Raw genomic sequence first — 19571 nt, 5'->3', positions numbered from 1 at the left:
CATCTTGCTGAATATTCCCACACACCAAGACAGCGCTGTCTTACACCGACCTGCGCCTGGGTATAAATCGCCCGCCTGTGGATAACCCTCGCAATCCTCAGAAAAACCGAATTAACGCTGAACCAAGCCTGTGCCGAATCGTCATCTACAGTGAGTGAAGCACGGGGTTACACAATTATTCCAACGTCACGGAGAAACACACTATGAGCACTGATGGTGCTTCAAGCCCAAGCCGCCTGCTGCCCAGGTTGCTAGGCGTCTTGCTGCTGATCATGGGCCTGGCCCTGCTGGCCGGCGGTATTAAGCTGACGATGCTCGGCGGGTCGCTGTATTACCTGCTGGCCGGTATTGGCATCGCCCTCACCGGCGTCCTGCTGCTGGCTACCCGCCGCGCAGCGCTGGGCCTGTACGCGCTGGTGCTGTTTGCCAGTACCGTGTGGGCATTGTGGGAAGTCGGCCTGGACTGGTGGCAGTTGGTGCCACGTCTGGCACTGCTGTTCGCCCTCGGCATCGTCATGTTGCTCCCGTGGTTTCGCCGTCCGTTGCTGCGTGGCCAACCTGCCCCGCTGGGCACTGGCGCGCTGAGCGTGGCCGTGGTGTTGGCCGGCGCTGCCGCCCTTGCCAGCCAATTCACCAACCCCGGTGAGATCAAAGGCCAACTGGACCGCGACGCGGTGCCGGGCATGGCCAATGCTGCGCCGTCCCAGGCTGATGGCGATTGGAATTCCTACGGTCGTTCGGCCTTTGGTGATCGTTACTCGCCACTGGCGCAGATCACCCCGGAAAACGCCCACAAGCTGGTTCCGGCGTGGACGTACCGCACCGGCGACATCCCTGGCCCGAACGATCCAGGCGAGACCACCGCGGAAAACACCCCGCTGAAAGTCAACGGCATGCTCTACGTGTGCACGCCGCACAGCCAAGTGATTGCCCTGGACCCGGACACCGGTAAGGAAATCTGGCGCTTCGATCCGAAGATCAGCAGCCAAGGCGCTGAGAACTTCAAAGGTTGGGCGCACATGACCTGCCGTGGCGTGTCGTATCACGATGACGCCGTCTACGCTTCCGAGCAGAGCCCAACCGGCAGCGCCAGCCCGGCTGCTGCGCCGAATGCCTGCCCGAAACGCATCTTCGTGCCGACCGCCGACACCCGCCTGATCGCCCTGAACGCCGACACCGGCAAGATGTGCGAAGACTTCGGCGACAAAGGCCAGGTCGACCTTCGTGCCAACATCGGCAGCTTCGCCCCAGGTGGTTACTACTCCACTTCGCCACCGGCCGTGACCAAGAACCTGGTCGTGATCGGCGGTCACGTCACCGACAACGTTTCGGTCGACGAGCCAAGCGGCGTAATCCGCGCGTTCGACGTGCACACCGGCAAGCTGGTGTGGAACTGGGACAGCGGCAACCCGGACGACACCACCCCGTTGGCCGAGGGTAAGACTTACACCCGTAACTCGCCGAACATGTGGTCCATGTTCGCCGTGGATGAAAAACTCGGCATGCTTTACCTGCCGATGGGCAACCAGATGCCCGACCAATACGGCGGCGACCGTACCGACGATTCCGAAAAATACGCCGCTGGCCTGACCGCCCTGGACATCGACAGCGGCCATGTGAAGTGGACCTTCCAGTTCACTCACCATGACCTGTGGGACATGGACGTAGGCGGCCAGCCGTCGCTGATCGACATCAAGACCGAAGCCGGCGTGAAGCAGGCCGTCATGGCGTCGACCAAGCAAGGCAGCATCTACGTGCTGGATCGCGCAACCGGTCAGCCGGTCGTGCCGATCCATGAAGTGGCTGTTCCGCAGGGCGCAGTGGCGGGCGACCGTACCTCCCCTACCCAACCGAAGTCCGAACTGAACTTCATGCCGCCGCCGCTCAAAGAGCGCGACATGTGGGGCGTGACGCCGTTCGACCAACTGCTGTGCCGCATCGATTTCAAATCCATGCGCTACGACGGTCCGTTCACCCCGCCATCGCTGCAAGGCTCGATCGTTTACCCAGGTAACTTCGGCGTGTTCGACTGGGGTGGCATTTCTGTCGATCCAGTGCGCCAGATCGCCTTCGTGAACCCAAGCTACATGGCGTTCAAGTCCAAGCTGATCCCAGCTGCCGACATCGCCAAGCAAGGTCCACGCGTCAGCGAAACCGAAGGCGTGCAGCCGAACAAAGGCGCGCCGTACGGCGTGATCCTGGAAGCGATGCTGTCGCCAATGGGCCTGCCGTGCCAGGCACCGGCGTGGGGTTATGTGGCAGCGGTCGACCTGACCACCCACAAAACCATCTGGATGCACAAGAACGGCACCGTGCGCGACAGCTCGCCGGTTCCGATCCCACTGAGCATGGGCGTACCTAGCCTGGGCGGCACCTTCACCACCGCCGGTGGCGTGTCCTTCCTCAGCGGTACCCTCGACCAGTACCTGCGTGCGTATGACGTGAAAAACGGCAAGCAACTGTGGGAAGGCCGCCTGCCAGCGGGTGCGCAAACCACACCGATGACCTACACCGGCAAGGACGGCAAGCAGTACGTGCTGGTCGTGGCGGGTGGTCATGGTTCCCTGGGTACCAAACAGGGTGACTACGTAATGGCGTTCAAACTGCCGGATTAAGCGTTACCGGCGGCAAAACAAAGGCGGCTACCCTCACAGGTAGCCGCCTTTTTCATAAACAACACAGATCAAAATGTGAGAGGGGGCTTGCCCCCGATGGCAGTGGGTCAGCCAATGCTCATGTCACTAGCGCACTGCTATCGGGAGCAATCCCCCTCCCACGCTTGCCGCCGGCACTCATGAAACTAGTGCTCGATCACTTCACCGCGCATCACCGCCAACCGTGCAATCAACCGATTCTGCACCGGCACCGAGATCCCTTCGCTGTCCATCGCCTTGATCAAATCCTCCACCAACGCATTGAAGTCACTGCGGCTCACGTTCTGGCCCTTATGACTCTCGGCCATGCTGTCACCGGTATAGGTGCACGGCCCGCCTGCTTCGACGCAGAACTGTTCGATCAATTTGTTGCGCAGGCGCTGGATATCGACGCGCCGAAAGCGTTCGACGATGCGCTGATCCCGGGCAATGTTGAGCAGCATGCCTTCGACAATCCGCGTGATGCCGGGCATGGCGCCAAGGTCGCGGTACAGGCTGTCGTCCTTGGGCGGTTGCTGGGCGCAGGCGCTGAGCAGCAGCACCAGCGCAATCGGTAAAAGGCGCATTAGAAACTCCCCTGTACGGACAGGTAGGTGCCGTTCTGGTTATCCAACGTAGCGATTTCGCCGAGGCGCGCGTAGGCCAGCACAAACGACACATGCTTGTTGGGAAAGTAGCCGACAAACACGTCCGCCCAGTCGCTTTCGCCAGCGAACGACAAGTTATCGGGCTTCTCGCGGTACTCCACGCCCACCGCCCAGCGCGGGTTGAACAGCAGGGCCACCGAACCTTCCTTGAGCAGGCTGCGACGGTCGCGGCGGTCGCCGCCGAAGCCAAGCAGGCCGGTTTCATTGGCGCGGCTGTAGCGCAGGCTACCGTTGACCAGCACGTTGTAGCCAAACGCCGCGCCCATGAACAAACGGCTGGCGGCGAGGTAGCCCTCCACGTCGCTGTCACGCTTGGCGCCAACCAGGCTGGGGATGTCGAAGTTGGTCTGGTGTTTGTATTCCAGGCCCAGCGAAACCTGCGGCAAGCGGTCGTAAATCACGTCACCGAACAGGCGGACCTTCACACCGAGCACATCCTGGCCAAGGTTGTCTTCCGGCAGATTCAGCTTGTGCACCAGGCTGCCGAGGTCAAAGCGCTGGCGGGCGAAAGAGACTTCGACGCGGTTGTCATAGGCCAACGCCAGCCCCGCCACGTCCAGCCGATAGTCCGGCAGGTTGACGGTGGTGGCGAACGCCGTGGCGCCCCACTCGTGCTGTTCGCCATAGCCGGCCAGCACCGCCCACGGCGTGATGCCGCCGCCCGCCGTGCCCTCGATGCTGCTGGCACCGCCGGTGGCGATCAGGCGGCCGTTGTCGGCCAGGGTGGTTTGCACAGTCAGGGCGGCCAGGCAGCCGATCAGTAGAGAAAGACGCACGTCAGCCACTCAATGAACCAGGGAAGTTTGCGCACTGAGTGGCAACGCCACCCAGGCTTCGAAAGCGTCGGCGCTCAAAGGCCGACTGATCAGATACCCCTGGGCCGTGTCGCACTGCCAGCGCTCCAGCAGGCGCAGGCTATGGGCATATTCAACGCCCTCGGCAACCACTTTGAGGCCCAGGTTGTGGCTCATTTCGATGGTGGAACGCACGATCACCGCGTCCTCACTGGTTTCATCGAGGTTGCGCACAAAGGATTGGTCGATCTTCAACTCTTGCACCGGTAGACGCTTGAGGTGCGCGAGGGACGAATAGCCGGTGCCGAAGTCATCCACCGACAGACTGATGCCGCAATCACGCAGCAGGTGCAGGACTTTGAGGGCTTTTTCCGGCTCGCGCATTACTGCGCTTTCGGTGATTTCGAACACCAGTTGCTCAGCCGGCAAACCGTAGCGACGCAGCAACGCCGAGACGCGGTGGGCCAGTTCATCGCCGAGCAAATCGTCCGCCGAGATGTTCAACGACAACTGCAGGTACAGGCCACGGCGGTTCCACTCACACAACTGACGAATGCCCTCTTCGATCACCCAGTGGGTCAGCAACTGAATACTGCCGGAGCGCTCGGCCAAGGGAATGAACTCCGCCGGCGAGACCATGCCGAACTGCGGATGCTGCCAGCGCAGCAAGGCTTCGGCCTGACGTACGTGGCCCTCGCGAATGTCCAGCTTGGGCTGGTAATGCAGCAGCAATTGGCCTTGGTTGGGCGCGTGGCGCAGGTCGCGAATCAGCGTGATCTGGCGGCGGTGCGCGAGGTCACGGCCATGTTCATAGACCTGCAGGCGACCGGGCATTTGCGCGGCGTCTTTCATGGCGATGGCCGCGCGTTCAAGCAAGGTGTGCGGGCTTTCGCCATCGGCTGGGAATGCGGCGATGCCCAAACGGCAGTCCAGCGCCAGGTCATGGCCGTTGATGCGCTGGGGCCGCAGCAACAGTTGTTGGAGTTTGTCGGCCATGCCCACCGCCTCGTCGCTGCCTGCGCCTTCGAGCAATAGCAGGAACTCGTCGGCGATCAGATGCGCCAGGGTATCGCCGGGGCGCAGCACGGCTTCCAGGCGACGGCTGACGGCAAGCAGCAATTGGTCCACCGCATCCGTCCCGGCGGTTTCGCTGGCGACGCGCAAGTTGTCGATGCCCAGGTAGATCAACGCGACCGGCCGATTCAACGCAATGGCGCTGCCCAGACGCTCCATGGCCAGTGCCCGGTTCGGCAGGCCGGTGAGGCGATCATGCAAAGCATTGTGGGCAAGCTGCTGTTCGCGCTCGGCGATGCCGCTTTGCATGGAATTGACCGCATGGGCCAGTAACCCCAGTTCGTCACTGCGGGCCAGGGTCACGGGTGTTTGATAGTCGCCCTGGCCAATGCGCTCGGCCGCCAGGGCCAGCGCCTGCACTGGGCGCGACACGGTGCGCGCCAGCAGCAAGGCACCGATCAACGAAGCCAGCAACGCGACCAGTGCGATGGCGAGGATCTTCTCATCCAACGGCACAAAGGCTTGCATCGCCGCATCCAGCGGGCTTTGCAGCAACGCCAGGACTTTGCCGTTTTCATCGCTGGCCAATACCAACGACTGATTGAGGAAACGCTGCTCCAGGTGATCGGTGGTGGACACGCCACGGCGCGTGGAATCGCCCTGCATCAATGCAAGGATGCTCCTGCGCAGCTCTTGGGGTTGGGTGGTGACTAACTCGCCAGGCTGGTCTTTTTCAATCGCCAGGAACGACACTTCCAGGTTGCTCAACGAGCGCAACTCATCGGCGAACGCACCGTCCATGCTGAAGCCCATCACCACCCGCGCAATCGGCAGCGGCGCCAGCACCGAGGCTTCGACCAACAGGTGCGGCTTGCCTTGCAACGGCACAATCAACATGGCCTGGCGATTGCGCCGGGCCTCGCGCAGCGACTGGTCATACTTGAAGGTCGAGCCTTCGGGCACTTCGCTGAGGGTACTGGCCAGGACTTTGCCGTCCATGCCCAGCAGGATCATGTCACTGGCGTTGATGCGCTTGCCGTGGTTGAGCAGCACCGAGCGCATCGTCGCCGAGTCGCCACTGGCCACCGCATCACGAAAACCGAAGTCGGCCGCCAACAGTTGCACGCCGTCAGCGAGGCGCCGCCCGCGTACGTCCAGCAAGCGCTCAAAAACCCGCGCGCCCACATCCAACTGGGCCAGCGCCTGGCTGCGCACCGCTGAATTGGTGGCAGCCTTGACGCTGAAATACAGTGCGCCGATCACCACCAGCAACAGCAGGATCAGGACGCTGGCGACCCGCGCCTGGAAACTACTGCGCAGTTTCACGGGCGGCTCGATTGAAGGCATCGCCAAAGGCACTTGGCGTCGGCGGAAGATCCTCGGACGCCGGCTCCAGGGCCAGCACTACGTTGTGTCTCAGGCCAGCGGCAGGCACATGCAGGGTACCGCCGTCCAAGGGCTGCATATCCGCCAACTGCGGGTGCCACAGGGTGGCGCGGTAATCACCGGGCGCCAGCTGCTCCAGGTGCACTTGGCCCTGGGCGTCGCTGACAGCGAAGAGGGGGTCATCGGTGACGTAGATGTAACCGAGCATCCAATCATGGATATTGCAGCCCAGCACCACCACGCCGGGTTTGTCGAACAGCAGCGGCTCGGCGGGCGTGCCTTCGTACAGGCGTAGTTCGAAACGTTTGGCGGCGCTGAACGAATAGACCTGATGCCGGATGTTGTCGCTGTTGGGGAAGCGCACCTGAGTGCCGGTGTGTACCGCCAGCACATGGGGCGCAAAGCGCTGGCCGCGTTGGTCCATATTCGCTTTGAGCACGGCCGACGATGCGCCGGGCGGGCCTTGCAGGGTCACGACCGCATCCGCCACCGGGCTGCCATCGGCCCGCTTGAACACCAGGTCCAGCGTGGCCGCCGACGCAGAGCCGGCCAACATCAGCATCAGCGTCAGGGAGAGCAAGGGAGGAGTTCGGGCCATGGTCGATCCGCAAAAAATGGAAAATGAGCGGCCAGCCCTGGCACAGTGGGTTACGGTCATGATGCCGCAAACAAGGCACAATGCCATCATGCAATAGCGCTGGATACTTGACCGTTGGTCGGTAAATAACTGTGCAAACGGTCAAGCCTTGTAGAGCGTATCGGCCTGGGGCCTAAAAACTATAGACGCGGGCTTCAGACCGGCGCGCGCTCGCGGCGCATCCACATCTCGAACGCCATGGCATTGAGCGGCCGACTGATGAGGTAGCCCTGGGCCGTATCGCAGTTCCACTGTTTGAGGAGTTTGAGACTGGGCTCGAACTCCACGCCTTCGGCCACTACCTTGAGCCCCAGGTTGTGGCTCATTTCGATGGTGGAGCGCACGATCACGCCGTCGCCCGTGGCGCTGTCGAGGTTGCGCACAAACGACTGGTCAATCTTCAATTCCTGTACCGGTAAGCGCTGCAATTGCGCCAGCGACGAATAGCCCGTGCCGAAGTCATCCACCGACAGGCTGATGCCACACCCGCGCAATTGTTCCAGCACGCTGAGGGCCTGCTTCGGGTTGTGCATGATCGCGCTTTCGGTGATCTCGAAAATCAGTTGCTGGGCCTGCACGTCGTAGTGTTCCAGCAAGGTGGTCACACGAATCGCCAGGTCATCATCGGCCAGGTCGTCCACAGAAATATTCACCGACAACTGGATATGCAATCCGCGCTGCGCCCACTCGCCGATCTGACGAATAGCCTCTTCGATCACCCACTGGGTCAGGCCACCCATGCTGCCAGTGCGTTCAGCCAGGGGAATGAACTCGGCGGGCGATACCAGCCCCAGCGTCGGATGCTGCCAGCGCAGTAAGGCCTCGGCCTGGCGAACATGGCCATGCAGGAGGTCGAGCTTGGGCTGATAACACAGGTGCAACTCACCTTCGACGACCGCACGGCGCAGGTCGCGGATCAGGCTGATCTGGCGCTGGTGCGCAAGATCGCGGTCCTGCTGGTAGATCTGTAGATAACCGGGCAGCGTCGTTGCATCGTGACGCGCGATGGCCGCACGGCTGATCAACTCCTCCACATACTGGCCGTCGGCGGGGTACGCGGCGATGCCGATACTCACCTCGTGGCGCACTTCGTCATTGCCGATGCGCTGGGGTTCGGTAAGCAGCGCGTAGAGGCGGTCGGCGCGGGCTACGGCGCGGTCAACCTCGGTATTTTCCAGCAACAACAGGAATTCGCTGCTGGTGATGCGCGCAGCGGTATCGCTGGCCAATAGGCTCATGGACAGACACCGGCTGGCCTCGCGCATCATCTCTTCGACGCCCTCGGGACCGAAGCCCTCGTTGATGACCCGGTAGTTTTCGATACCCAGGTACAGCAACACCACTGGCCGACGCGCACTGATCGCGCTGCCCAGGCGCTCCATCGCCAGCGCGCGATTGGGCAACCCGGTGAGAGCGTCATGCAGGGCGTTATGGGCCAGTTGCCGTTCGCGCACGGCGATGCGGCTTTGCATGGCATTGAACGCACGGGCCAACAGGCCGAATTCATCGTGGCTGCGCACCCGCACCGGCGTGCGGTAATCCCCCGCGCCAATGCGCCCGGCCGCCTCCACCAACGCATTGAGCGGGCGCGACACCCGCCGCGCCAGGAACAACGCACCGGCCAACGAGACCACCAGCACGGCCAGGGCGATCCCGAGGAACTGCCGGTCCAGCGGCGCAAAAGATTCCAGCGCGTGGTCCAGCGGGCTTTGCAGCAATACGCGCACCTCGTTGCCGTCACCGGTGTTGGCCAGCGGCAACACTTGGCTGAGCACACGCTCACCGTAAAACGGATGGATCTGCGCCTCTGGGTTCAAAGGCGCATCGTGGAGCAGGCTGAGGGTGCCGGCCTGATAATCGACAGGCTGGGTACTGAACAACGGACCGGGCCTGCCGTCCTGCACGCTGAGAAACGACACCTCCAGGTTGCTCATGGAACGCAGTTCGTTGGCGAACAGTTGGTCCATGGCAAAGCCCATGATGACGCGGGCGATGGGCAGGGGGTCGAGGACTTCATCCTGCACCAGCAAGTAGGGCCGCCCGTCCAGGGCGACAATCACCATTTGCAGGCCGTCACGCCGCGCATGGCGCAAGGCAGTGTCATAGGGAAAAAGCTGCCCGCGCGTGAGGATGGGCAACGTGCTGACCACGACCTTGCCATCCAGCCCCAGCACAAACACCTCGCTGGAACGGACGCCGGAGCCATGCCGACGCAGTGCAGCCAGAATCGACACCGTGTTGCCTTCGGCCACGGCTTGCTTGAACGGGCCGTCGACGGTGAGCCAATCGAGGCCGTATTGCAGGCGACGCCCGCGCAGGTCCAGCAGACGCTCGAACACCTGGGTTCCGGTTTTCAACTGGACTTGCGCCTGGTTCTCCACCGCGCGGGTGGTGGCGGCCTTGACGGCAAAATAGGTGGCGGCGACGACCACCAGCAGCAGCAGTGCCAGCACCCCGGCGATGCGAGTTTGGAACGTATGGCGCCACGTCATGGCGGTGCCCTCTGGCAGTGTTCGCCTCTCTCTGCCACTACGTCCTTTTGTCATGTGCATTCCTTGCGACAGCTGACCTGGCGTCAAAAAAATATCCATTTTCGTTGGATATTGGGTGTGAGGAGATTAGCTGGGAGTTGGGGGGTGTGCATTCAATAAACGTGGGGATTTAGGTGGCGGTTTATTGGCGACAGAGGGTTGGCTTGGGGGGTATATCCGTTATTTGGGTAACGGCGGGTATTGGTTCCGCCCTTACGGCGGGTCACTTTGGAAAAGCCCCAAAGTAACCAAAGGGCTCTTGCCCCAACACTCGGCACCTCGCCTAGGCTCGGTGTGCCCGCACTCCGGCTTGAATCCGTGGGCCGCCGCAATGGGCCATCCATGGCCCAGTGCGGCTAACCCGGCGTCCTGCCGGGTTACCCACGGATTCAAGCCTGCGTGCGGCCAGCGTGTTTAACGGGGCGCCTAAGATCACGATCAAAAGCGCAGATCAAAAGACCGCTGACTTCGTCAGCGAAAAGGATGTAAGAGCAAAAGCAAAAGCAAAAGCAGATCTAAAGCAGATCTAAAGCAGGCTGGGACTTATCTGATATGTGGAGATCAAAATGTGGGAGGGGGCTTGCTCCCGATGAGGGTGTGTCAGTTGATGCAGCTGTGACTGACCCACTGCCATCGGGAGCAAGCCCCCTCCCACATTTGGAATGAGTTCGGCTTAAGAACTGGTCGGCTCTAAGGCCGCCGCGCTGTTGCTTTTGATCTGGAATCGCCCCGTCAACCTAGCTGGGCCAGCATTCCGGCCTTTCCAAAAGTGACCCGCTGTAAGAGCGGAACCATAGGCTGCCGTTACCGCAGCAACGGATATGCCCCCCAACCCACGCACTCAATCAAACACCACGCGCCCGCATGAAATCCCCCCACCTGCGCACCAGGTAGTTGTGCTCATCCATCACCGAGTTCCACACCGCGATATGCCCCATCCGCTGCTCATATGAGCCCCCGTCCCGCACTTCGCCAATATCAATCAGCGGCAATCCATCACTCCCCAACAATTCCTCCCGCGCAGGCTTGCCGGCGTACCAGTAATCCCACTCGGCGCTGCTCAGGTGATCGCGGCTGCGCGCCGGGTTGCCGATGTAGTAACCCTGGCGGGCCATGACCGCGCCGGGCCAGCCGGACAACCACCAATTGAGATAGGCATAGGCCGCATCCAGCACCGGGCCTTGGGCATGGCGCGACAGTGACAAACCGCCAAACCAGGCGCGATAGCCTTCGCGGGGTACGGCTAGGCGGTATTTCACTCCAGCGCGGTGCAGGCGCATCAGGGTCGGCGACCACAGGCTCTGGATATCGATGCTGGGGCTGAGCATCAGTTGCGCAGCCTCTTCATCGTCGGACCAGAACGCAGCGAAATGCCCTTCTTTCTGTTTGCGCACCAGAATGTCAGCAAGCACGTCGATCTCTTCGATGCTCATATTGCCGATGTCGTTAAAGCGGGCCAGCCCCGCGCCCTGCACCGCCAGTGCGGCGTCCAGGGCGCCGATGGCGGCGTCACTTTGCAGCGCTGTGCGCGCGCGCCAGGCCGGGTCCAGCAGCCAGCCCCAGCTTTCGTTGCCGTGGCAAAAACCTTCGGGCAGGCGCTCGGGGCGGTAGGCGAAACTGTCGGCGTTGTGGGTCAGGGGCAGCATGCTGATGCGGTCGGTGACGGTGCTGCCGAGGCTGCCGTCGTGCTGCACAAATAAACGCTCACTGGGCACGCTGCCGCTACCCAGGCGGTCGCTGGGCGACAAACGCCCCCGTTTGGGCAGGTCGTTGATCTCATGCCACAGCGCGATGCGCCGTGTGTCGATGGGCTGGATCGCCCGGGCCGGCCACACGAAGTCGACGTTATGAAACCACTGGTCGTACAGGTCGTAGCTGTCGGGCTGCATCACCGCAATGCGTTGGGCCTGTTCAACGTCGTGCACCTGGTACACCAGGCGAATACCCAGCTCCTGTTCGGCACGTACGCGCAGGGTTTCGAGCAAGGTCACGGAGGTGCCGAGGACGCGTAAGGTGATCATCCCGCGAACCGCCGCGAGAACACATCAAAAGAACGCCGCAACAGCGCAGGGTCAAGGCCGCGCAGGATAAACACCAGGCGCGATTGCCGGTCTGTGCCCGGCCACGCAGGCAGATGGACCGGGGCATGCAGGCAGTGCTGCACGCCATGAATGACGATGGGGGCGTTGCTGGCGTTCACGTTGAGCAGTCCTTTGACGCGAAGGATTCGTTCGCCGTGGCATCTTAACAGCATCGACAACCACACCCCGAAGCCGACCCAGTCCAGCGGCTGGTCGAAGGTCAGGCTGCACACTTGCGCCGCACCGTGGGTGGCGGTGGTGGTTTGATGCAGTTGCCAACGGCTGACTTCCATCGCTGGCTCGGCGCTGCGCAAGCCTTCGCCCAGCAGCAATTGATCGCCGCTGTGAATGTCATGGGTATTGAGGATCGGCGTGCCGGTATTGAGTGCCCGCAGATGCGCGCGCAGGGGCTCGCACTCGCCCGCCAAGTCCGTCTTGCTCAGCAGCAAACGGTCCGCAGCCGCCACCTGGGCCAGCCATTCCGGGTGCAGGCGCTCTTGCAGGGCGGCGTGGCTGGCATCGACCAGCGTGATCACCAGGCCGATATGAAAACGTCCACGCAATTGCACATCGTTGTTCAGGGTGGCAAGGATCGGTGCCGGGTCGGCCAGGCCGGTGGTTTCCAGGATCACGCGTTTGAACGCGGGTATTTCGCCACGCTCGCGGCGCTGCAACAGGCCGAGCAACGCGTCCTTGAGTTCGCCACGGATCGAGCAGCAGATGCAGCCGCTGGGCAGCAGCACGGTGTCTGGCGCGACTTCTTCCACCAACAGATGATCGATGCCGACGTCGCCGAATTCGTTGATCAGCAACGCAGTATCGCCGAGGCTTTCGCCTTGCAGCAGGCGTTTGAGCAAGGTGGTCTTGCCGCTGCCGAGGAAGCCGGTAATGACATTCAGCGCGATGCTCATGGGGTTGACTCCAAGTGATCCAACAGCCGTGGATCGAGAGGATCCAGCGGGCGGCCGAGCATGGTTTCGGCCGCCTGCCAGAGTTGATCCAGGCCGCTCGCCAGTTCCTGTTTACCGGTGGCGCCCAACAGCAGATAGGAGGCGCCCTGGAAATCTTCGACCTTGAGCCGGAACACCGCCAACACCTGGTTGATCGCAGCGATACGGCGCAGGCGCTCGCGGCGCCGGGGCAATTCGTCGCCCAGGGGATCACTCCAGTGCAGGTCTTCGCCGAGCAATCCGCAGAGTCCGCACATGGCTACACCTCACTCATGGCATGACATCGCCGGAGTTCGGGCCCAGGGTCTGGCCGACGAACAGATTGCCGCCCGGCTCGCTGGCGAGCAGCACGGCGGTAGGCGCGACTTCGTCCGCCAGGCCAAAGCGGCCCAAGGGCAGTTCGGCGGCCTTGGCGCGTTTCCAGTCGTCGCTGATGCCACCGACCAAAGGGGTTTCGATCGGGCCAGGGGCGATGGCGTTGACCAGCACGTTATCCTTGGCCACTTCCAGCGCCAGGGACTTGGTAAACCCAATCACACCCGCTTTGGCCGCCGCGTAGTGAGTCAGTTCGGCGCCGCCCTTGATGCCCAGTTGCGAGGCCACATTAATGATCCGCCCCCAGCGCTGCGCGACCATGTGGGGCAAAGCGCGCTGGCTGGCGACGAACACGCTGGTGAGGTCGACGCGCAGCATGTCGTTCCACATCTCGATGGACAGGTCGACGCACCGCGCCTGGGTAAGCATGCCAGCGTTGTTGACCAGAATATCGATGCCGCCGAAGTGCTCGACGCAGCGGTCGACACTGGCTTGGGCGCCTTCGACGGTGCCCACATCGGCCACGCACTCGACCACTTCGGCGCCGAGGTTGCGGCAGGTGATTGCGGTTTCGGCGAGGCTGGCGGCGTGGCGGTCGGCCAATAGCAGACGCGCGCCTTCAACGGCGTAGGCGCGGGCGATGGCGGCACCGATGCCGCTGCCGGCGCCGGTGATCACGGCCCGGCGGTTGGTCAGTTGGTTCATGCAAAAACTCCTGAAAAATTCCACTTTCAATGTGGGAGGGGGCTTGCCCCCGATGGCAGTGGGTCAGTCACAGATGGGCTAACTGAAACACTGCCATCGGGGGGCAAGTCGAATCGTCGCACCGCCCCTCCCACATTTGGATCAAGTACATCAGTCAGTCAGGCCAGCGCACGGTCAGGCCGCCGTCAATGACGATGCTCTGCCCGGTTAAATAACTCGACGCATCACTGGTCAAGAACTGCACCAGCGATGCCACTTCATCCGCGCGCCCTACCCGCCCCAGCGGAATCGCCCGCGCGGCTTTCGCCAAACCTTCCGGGCCCAGCGAATTCTTCGCATCCAGGGACTGCGGCGTCTCGATCAAGCCTGGGATCACCGCATTGCAGCGAATCCCCAAACCGGCCAATTCCACCGCCAGCGACCGGCACAAGCCCGGCACACCGGCCTTGGCGGCGGCATAGTGCGAGTGCTCCTGCCAGCCATACACGCCGCCGGCAATCGAGGAAATCGCCACCAGCGCGCCGCCTTCCTTCATGTGCCGCGTCGCCGCACGGAAGGTGCGCATCACCCCCGTCAGGTCGACGTTGAGCATCTCGTCCCAGAGTGCATCGGTCATTTCCAGCAGTGGCGCGCGACGCAGCAAGCCGGCGTTGGCGACCGCGTAATCCAATCGGCCGAAGTGCTGCACGGCCTGTGCGGCCAGGGCGTCGACCGAGGCGGTATCACCGACATCCAGCGGCAACATCAGGCATTCGCCACCGGCCTCTTCCACCAGGGAAACGGTGGTCTGTGGATCATGGGGATCGGCCGGGTAGTACCCGCCCACCACCGCCACGCCGTTGCGCGCATACGCCACGGCGAGGGCTTGGCCGATGCCACTGGCGGCACCGGTAATCAAGGCAACTTTACGACTCATCAATCACTCCTTACTGAACGGTTTCCGGACGCACATGGCGCGCGGCAAACATCAGGACACCGGACAAAAAGCACGGCAAGGCGCCGAACCACAGCGCGGCGGTCTGCCAGTCGCTGCCGGCGGACAACACCTGGGTTGCACCGAAACCGGCGACTACTGCGCCAATCGGCCCCATGGCGTGGATGATCGCGCCACCGGTGGCGCGGATGCTGGTAGGGAAACTTTCGCTGATGAAGAACAAAGCCGCCGAGTAAGGCCCGATCAGGAAGAACAGGCCCAGGCTATACAGCCCGACCACCATGGCCATGTTGCTTGGGCCAAACAGCATACCGGCGAACGACAGGCCGCCCAGCATCCAGCCCAGGCCGATCACGTTGCGACGGCCGATCTTGTCACCCATCCAGCCGTGGCTGAGGTAACCGCAGTAACCCACCAGGTTCGACAGCACCAGGATGATCAGCGAGTTCTCGAACGAGATGTGGTGCACGCTGACGATCACGGAAGTGCCCAACACGCTGAACACCTGGATCGCCGCCCAGTTGAGCAACAACGCAGCGCCGATCACCAGGGTGGCGCGGCGGGCCGGGCCACGGAACGCAGCTTTAAGGCCGGCCTTGCTGTGTTCGTCGTAATCCACGCCGTAGGTTGCCGCCACGTTCTGTGCTTCTGTCACCGCGCCGTTTTTGCGCAGTTGGCTGATGCGTTCATGGATCTGGAACTGCGGGCTCTCCTTGAGCTTGCGCGCCATGATCGCAATCACCACCGCCGGGATCGCGGCGAAGATAAAGCAGCCTTGCCAGCCGATGATCGGCAGCAACAGTGCAGTCAAGCCAGCGGCGATCAATGCACCGACCGGCCAGCCGCCCTGCACCAGGCTGTAGATGAAACCGCGACGTTTGGTCAGTCGCGGGTCTTCCGAGGCGCCGTACAGCTCACTCAGGTACGTGGCGTTGACGGTTTCCTCGGCATAGCCCAGGCCGCCCAACGAACGGATCAGAATCAGCGGTGACTTACCCCACGCCCCACCAATCGCGGTCAGCGCCGAGCACAGCGCGGAACCGGCCACGGTGAAGATAATGCCCTTGCGACGGCCCAACTTATCGACCACAGGGCCGATGGCAAAGGCGACTACTGCCGTGCCCACCGCCACCCACGTCGCGATTTCAGCTTGCTCCACTTCACCCCAGCCAAAATGCCGGCCGATCTCCGGCAGCAAGGTGCCGAACAGGATGAAGTCATACACCGCAAACACCCAGGCGAAAAACGCAATCCAGGTCGCAAACCGCACTTCCTTGGAGGTGAGTTGCCGGGGTTTCCAGCCAGTCAGGTCAAGCTTGTTGTAGATGGACATGAGTCGCGCCTCGGAGGTGGGGGGCTGTTTTTCTAAGGGTCAGGTACGGGGTTGGCGGCGGATAAAGTCATCGGCGATTTCGTCGAAGGTGACGAAGCGCACGCCGGCATGGCTTTGGATGTGTTCGATCAGGCGCTCAAGCATCAAGAGCACTTGCGGGCGGCCAGACACGTCGGGGTGGATGGTCATGGTGAACACCGCGTGTTCGTGTTCGCGGTAGACCCAGTCGAACTGGTCGCGCCACATTTCTTCGAGGTGACGCGGGTTGACGAAACCGTGGCTGTTGGGGGCTTTCTTGATGAACATCATCGGCGGCAGGTCGTCCAGGTACCAGTTGGCCGGGATCTCCACCAAGTCGGTTTCTTCGCCGCGCACCAAGGGTTTCATCCAGGTGTCGGGGTGCTGGCTGTAGTCGATCTTGGTCCAGGTGTCGCCCTTGCGGACGTAGTACGGATGGAAGTCGTTGTGCATCAGACTGTGGTCGTACTTGATGCCCTTTTTCAGCAGCAGTTCGTTGGTGACCTTGCTGAATTCCCACCAAGGCGCGACGTAGCCGGTGGGACGTTTGCCAGTCACCTGGGTGATCAACTCGATGGATTTATCGAGGACGATTTCTTCCTGCTCGGCGGTCATCGCAATCGGGTTTTCGTGGCTGTAGCCATGCACGCCGATTTCGTGACCGGCGTCGGCCACGGCCTTCATCTGCTCAGGGAAGGTTTCCATCGAGTGGCCAGGGATAAACCAGGTGGTGCGCAGGCCGTAACGTTCAAACAATTTGAGCAGGCGCGGCGCGCCGATTTCACCGGCGAACAGGCCACGGGAAATATCGTCGGGCGAGTCTTCGCCGCCGTAGGAACCGAGCCAGCCGGCGACGGCGTCCACGTCGACGCCAAATGCACAGAGGATGTCTTTAGCCATGGTGTGTCTCCTTAAACGTTAAGTACGGTTTCGACGGACAACGCTGCGCGCAGCAGGCGTGCGTCTTCTCCTGTCGGGGCGCTGAGCAGCAGCCCGGTGGGCAGGCCCTGGGCATCGCGGCCGCTGGGCAAGGTCACGCCTGGCATGTCCAGCAAACTGCCGGGCATGGTCAGGCGCAGGGTGGCGAGGTTGGTGTTCACGAAGAGGTCGTCGTCGTTTTCCAGGGGCGCCAAAGCGGGCGCGACGTGGGCGACGGTGGGAGTGATCAGGATCGCCCCGTCAAGGTCGTCGAGCAGTTGCTGTTGCAGACGACGGCGCGCATCGGTCAGGTGGATAAGTTGGCTGGCCGGCAGCGCGCGGGCGGCTTCGAGGCGGCGGCGCACGCGGGGGTCGAGTTGCTCGGCATCGGCGCTGTCAAGCAGGGTTTGGTGCAGGGCGAACGCTTCGAAGGCACCGAGCCAGCCGTGGTGTTTGATCAGGTCCAGAGTGGCCTGGAAGGTCGGGCATTCACGTTCTTCGATCAGCGCGCCTTGGGCCTTGAGTTGCGCCACGGCGCTCAGCAGATTGTTGCGCACAGCGGGCTCGACGTCCTGCTGCGCCAGTACAAAGCGCTGGCCTTTGAGGCTGCGGGCGCTGTGGGTCTGTGTGCGGCCATGGAGCAGGTCATCGATGGCCAGCGCATCACGCACGCTGCGGGTCAGCGGGCCGAGGCTGTCGAGGGAACGAGCCAGGGGAAATACGCCATCACGGCTGTAACGTCGGCTGCTGCTGCGGTAACCCACCACACCATTGAGCGCCGCCGGGATGCGAATGGAGCCTGCGGTGTCGGTGCCCATGGCAATCGGCACAATGCCGGCGGCCACGGCCACGGCCGAACCCGAGGACGAGCCGCCGGGAATGCGCGGTTGGTCCGTGCCATGGGGGTTGTGCGGCGTGCCGAAATGCGGGTTGAGGCCCAACCCGGAATAAGCGAGTTCGCTGAGGTTGGTTTTGCCGATGCTGACCATCCCGGCGCGGCAAAGCAGGCCCACGCTCGGTGCGTCGAGCAAGGCCGCAGGCGCGTTGCGCCGGTAAGCTGCGCCGGCTGTGGTGACGCTGCCAGCCACGTCGAACAGGTCTTTCCAGGCAACGGGCACACCATCGAACCCGCTCAAGGGCTGGCCAGCTCGCCAACGGGCCGCGGACGCTTCGGCTTCACGGCGGGCGCGCTCGGCGGTCAGGGAAATGAAAACGCTGGCCGAGCGGCTCGCTTGATCGAGTGCCTGTTCGAGGGCTTGCACCGGGTCGCTGCGACCGCTGGCGAAATCCTCGGCCATTGATGTGGCGTCTGACATCAGGAGAACCTCATAAAACGTACATATTCATAAAATGTACATTTTACAAAGGCAGCTTTCGTGCCAGTCTCTACGTAGCGCTGTTTACGCGGTTACGGTTTTTCGCCCATAGCAGCGGGATAGATGGTTTTGATCGATGGAAAAATGTCTTGCATCACACCTGGGATCCACCTCCAATGAAATAATGTATCTTTTATTAATAAGTACATTTTGGTGCAGAAAAGTAACAGTCACACCTTTCAGGCCCCAAAAAAGTGCCACCGACGTAGCACAGAGTGACAGGCGCAACTTATGAGAGAATCCCCGGCCACCGTCCTACAAGCCCCAGAGAAAGTGATGAAAGCAGTGTCCGCCTCGGCCTCCCGTTACGCGATGATTCACCAGGTGTTGCGCGACGCGATCGTCAATGGCACCGCCCGTCATGGCTTGGTTTTACTGGAAGCGCCCTTGGCCGAACTGTTCGGCACCAGCCGCGTGCCGGTGCGCAAGGCGCTGGACCTGCTGCATGCCGAAGGCTTGATCTGCCGCTTCAACGGCCGGGGTTATCTGATCAACCCCGAAGGCTTGGTCATGGAGCCGCTGCGCCTGCCCCTGAGCCATGCGCACCTGGGTCTCAACGGCGAGGCTGAGCTAGTGGACACCCGGCCGCTGGGCGAGCGGATCGTCGAGGAGATCGGCGCGGCACTGTCCACCTGCATTGCCTTCGGCCATTACCGCTTGGATGAACAAGCCGCCGCCGACCACTACGGCGTCAGCCGAGCGGTGGTGCGTGAAGCGCTGATGCGCCTGCGTGACCGTGGCCTGGTGGAAAAAGAGCCCTACTCCCAATGGTTGGCCGGGCCGTTGACCGCGCGGGAAGTCACCGAGGATTACGAACTACGTGCCTGCCTGGAGCCCGAGGCGCTGCGCCAGAGCGCACCGAACCTGGACCGCGAGGTCCTTGAAGCCATGCTGCAGCGGGTACTGGATGCCCAGAACAGCGCCGAGTGCAGCCTGGAAGCCATCGAGCAGATCGAAGAAGACTTGCACCAGCGCTGCCTGGCCGGGATGCAGAACCGCAAGATTGCCGCGCTGATTCGCCAGGGCCAAAGCCCGATGATCATCAGCCGAATTTTTTACCGATTGCTGGGGATCGGCGCGGATCCAGCCATGCTCGCCGAACATCGCTTGATTCTGGAGTTGCTGCTGCATGGCGCGTTTGACGCGGCGGCGTTGAATCTGCGCGAGCATTTGCAACGGGCACGGCAGCGGATGTTGCAGCGTTTGAAAGTGCTATCGGTGCTGCCAGAACAGCCACTCCCCGCCTACCTCCACAAAATCAGCTGACGCAACACGGAG

Annotated in this window: 15 protein-coding genes; 2 read left to right on the top strand and 13 right to left on the bottom strand. The window is 62.3% G+C overall.

The features are described 5' to 3' along the window. The first annotated feature begins 203 nt into the window (after positions 1–203). Positions 204–2615 carry a glucose/quinate/shikimate family membrane-bound PQQ-dependent dehydrogenase gene (locus tag LRO94_RS06270; protein WP_032891870.1) on the top strand — a complete coding sequence of 804 codons (2412 nt, stop codon included), beginning with the start codon at positions 204–206 and terminating at the stop codon, positions 2613–2615. 185 nt (positions 2616–2800) lie between these two features. Here the strand turns inward: LRO94_RS06270 and LRO94_RS06265 are convergent, their stop codons facing one another. The 13 genes from LRO94_RS06265 to LRO94_RS06205 form a co-directional block, all read right to left on the bottom strand. After that, complete coding sequence (locus tag LRO94_RS06265) at positions 2801–3220, bottom strand: group I truncated hemoglobin (RefSeq protein ID WP_032891871.1); 420 nt, start codon at positions 3218–3220, stop codon at positions 2801–2803. Further along, positions 3220–4077, bottom strand: coding sequence for a DUF3034 family protein (locus LRO94_RS06260; RefSeq protein WP_179179478.1), 858 nt, complete (start codon positions 4075–4077; stop codon positions 3220–3222). Before LRO94_RS06260 ends, LRO94_RS06265 begins: the two co-directional genes overlap by 1 nt. A gap of 9 nt (positions 4078–4086) precedes the next feature. Further along, complete coding sequence (locus LRO94_RS06255; RefSeq protein ID WP_179179479.1) at positions 4087–6435, bottom strand: bifunctional diguanylate cyclase/phosphodiesterase; 2349 nt, start codon at positions 6433–6435, stop codon at positions 4087–4089. Beyond that, positions 6419–7093, bottom strand: a complete 675-nt coding sequence (locus LRO94_RS06250) for a methylamine utilization protein (RefSeq protein WP_179179480.1) — start codon at positions 7091–7093, stop codon at positions 6419–6421. Before LRO94_RS06250 ends, LRO94_RS06255 begins: the two co-directional genes overlap by 17 nt. Before the next feature lie 194 nt (positions 7094–7287). Next, on the bottom strand, positions 7288–9624 hold the full coding sequence (locus LRO94_RS06245; protein WP_179179481.1) for a putative bifunctional diguanylate cyclase/phosphodiesterase: 2337 nt from the start codon (positions 9622–9624) through the stop codon (positions 7288–7290). 884 nt (positions 9625–10508) lie between these two features. After that, positions 10509–11684, bottom strand: coding sequence for an ABC transporter substrate-binding protein (locus LRO94_RS06240; protein WP_032886475.1), 1176 nt, complete (start codon positions 11682–11684; stop codon positions 10509–10511). Further along, on the bottom strand, positions 11681–12655 hold the full coding sequence (locus tag LRO94_RS06235; RefSeq protein ID WP_032886474.1) for a CobW family GTP-binding protein: 975 nt from the start codon (positions 12653–12655) through the stop codon (positions 11681–11683). Before LRO94_RS06235 ends, LRO94_RS06240 begins: the two co-directional genes overlap by 4 nt. Beyond that, the gene (locus tag LRO94_RS06230) at positions 12652–12951 is read right to left on the bottom strand and encodes a hypothetical protein (protein WP_032886473.1); all 300 of its coding nucleotides are present in this window, start codon (positions 12949–12951) and stop codon (positions 12652–12654) included. The genes LRO94_RS06235 and LRO94_RS06230 overlap by 4 nt, the downstream gene beginning before the upstream one ends. Before the next feature lie 13 nt (positions 12952–12964). Beyond that, positions 12965–13714: an SDR family NAD(P)-dependent oxidoreductase gene (locus tag LRO94_RS06225; RefSeq protein ID WP_032886471.1), complete on the bottom strand. Its 750-nt coding sequence runs from the start codon at positions 13712–13714 to the stop codon at positions 12965–12967. Positions 13715–13868: 154 nt separating this feature from the next. Beyond that, complete coding sequence (locus LRO94_RS06220) at positions 13869–14630, bottom strand: SDR family NAD(P)-dependent oxidoreductase (RefSeq protein ID WP_095183921.1); 762 nt, start codon at positions 14628–14630, stop codon at positions 13869–13871. Positions 14631–14640: 10 nt separating this feature from the next. After that, entirely contained in the window at positions 14641–15981 is a 1341-nt protein-coding gene (locus LRO94_RS06215; protein ID WP_032886468.1) for an MFS transporter, read from the bottom strand. Positions 15982–16020: 39 nt separating this feature from the next. Continuing rightward, positions 16021–16899, bottom strand: a complete 879-nt coding sequence (locus tag LRO94_RS06210; RefSeq protein ID WP_003210406.1) for a polysaccharide deacetylase family protein — start codon at positions 16897–16899, stop codon at positions 16021–16023. Between the two features lie 11 nt (positions 16900–16910). Further along, entirely contained in the window at positions 16911–18233 is a 1323-nt protein-coding gene (locus LRO94_RS06205) for an amidase (protein ID WP_179179482.1), read from the bottom strand. A gap of 336 nt (positions 18234–18569) precedes the next feature. Here LRO94_RS06205 and LRO94_RS06200 point away from each other — a divergent pair, with 336 nt between their 5' ends. Continuing rightward, positions 18570–19559 (top strand): GntR family transcriptional regulator, encoded by a 990-nt coding sequence (locus tag LRO94_RS06200; protein ID WP_095183918.1) that lies wholly within the window; start codon positions 18570–18572, stop codon positions 19557–19559. The last annotated feature ends 12 nt before the right edge of the window (positions 19560–19571 follow it).

The organism is Pseudomonas sivasensis (assembly GCF_021391435.1).
Taxonomy (GTDB): Bacteria; Pseudomonadota; Gammaproteobacteria; order Pseudomonadales; family Pseudomonadaceae; genus Aquipseudomonas; species Aquipseudomonas sivasensis.
Note: the sequence above shows the minus strand (reverse complement) of the source record. Positions and strands in the feature narration are given on the sequence as shown.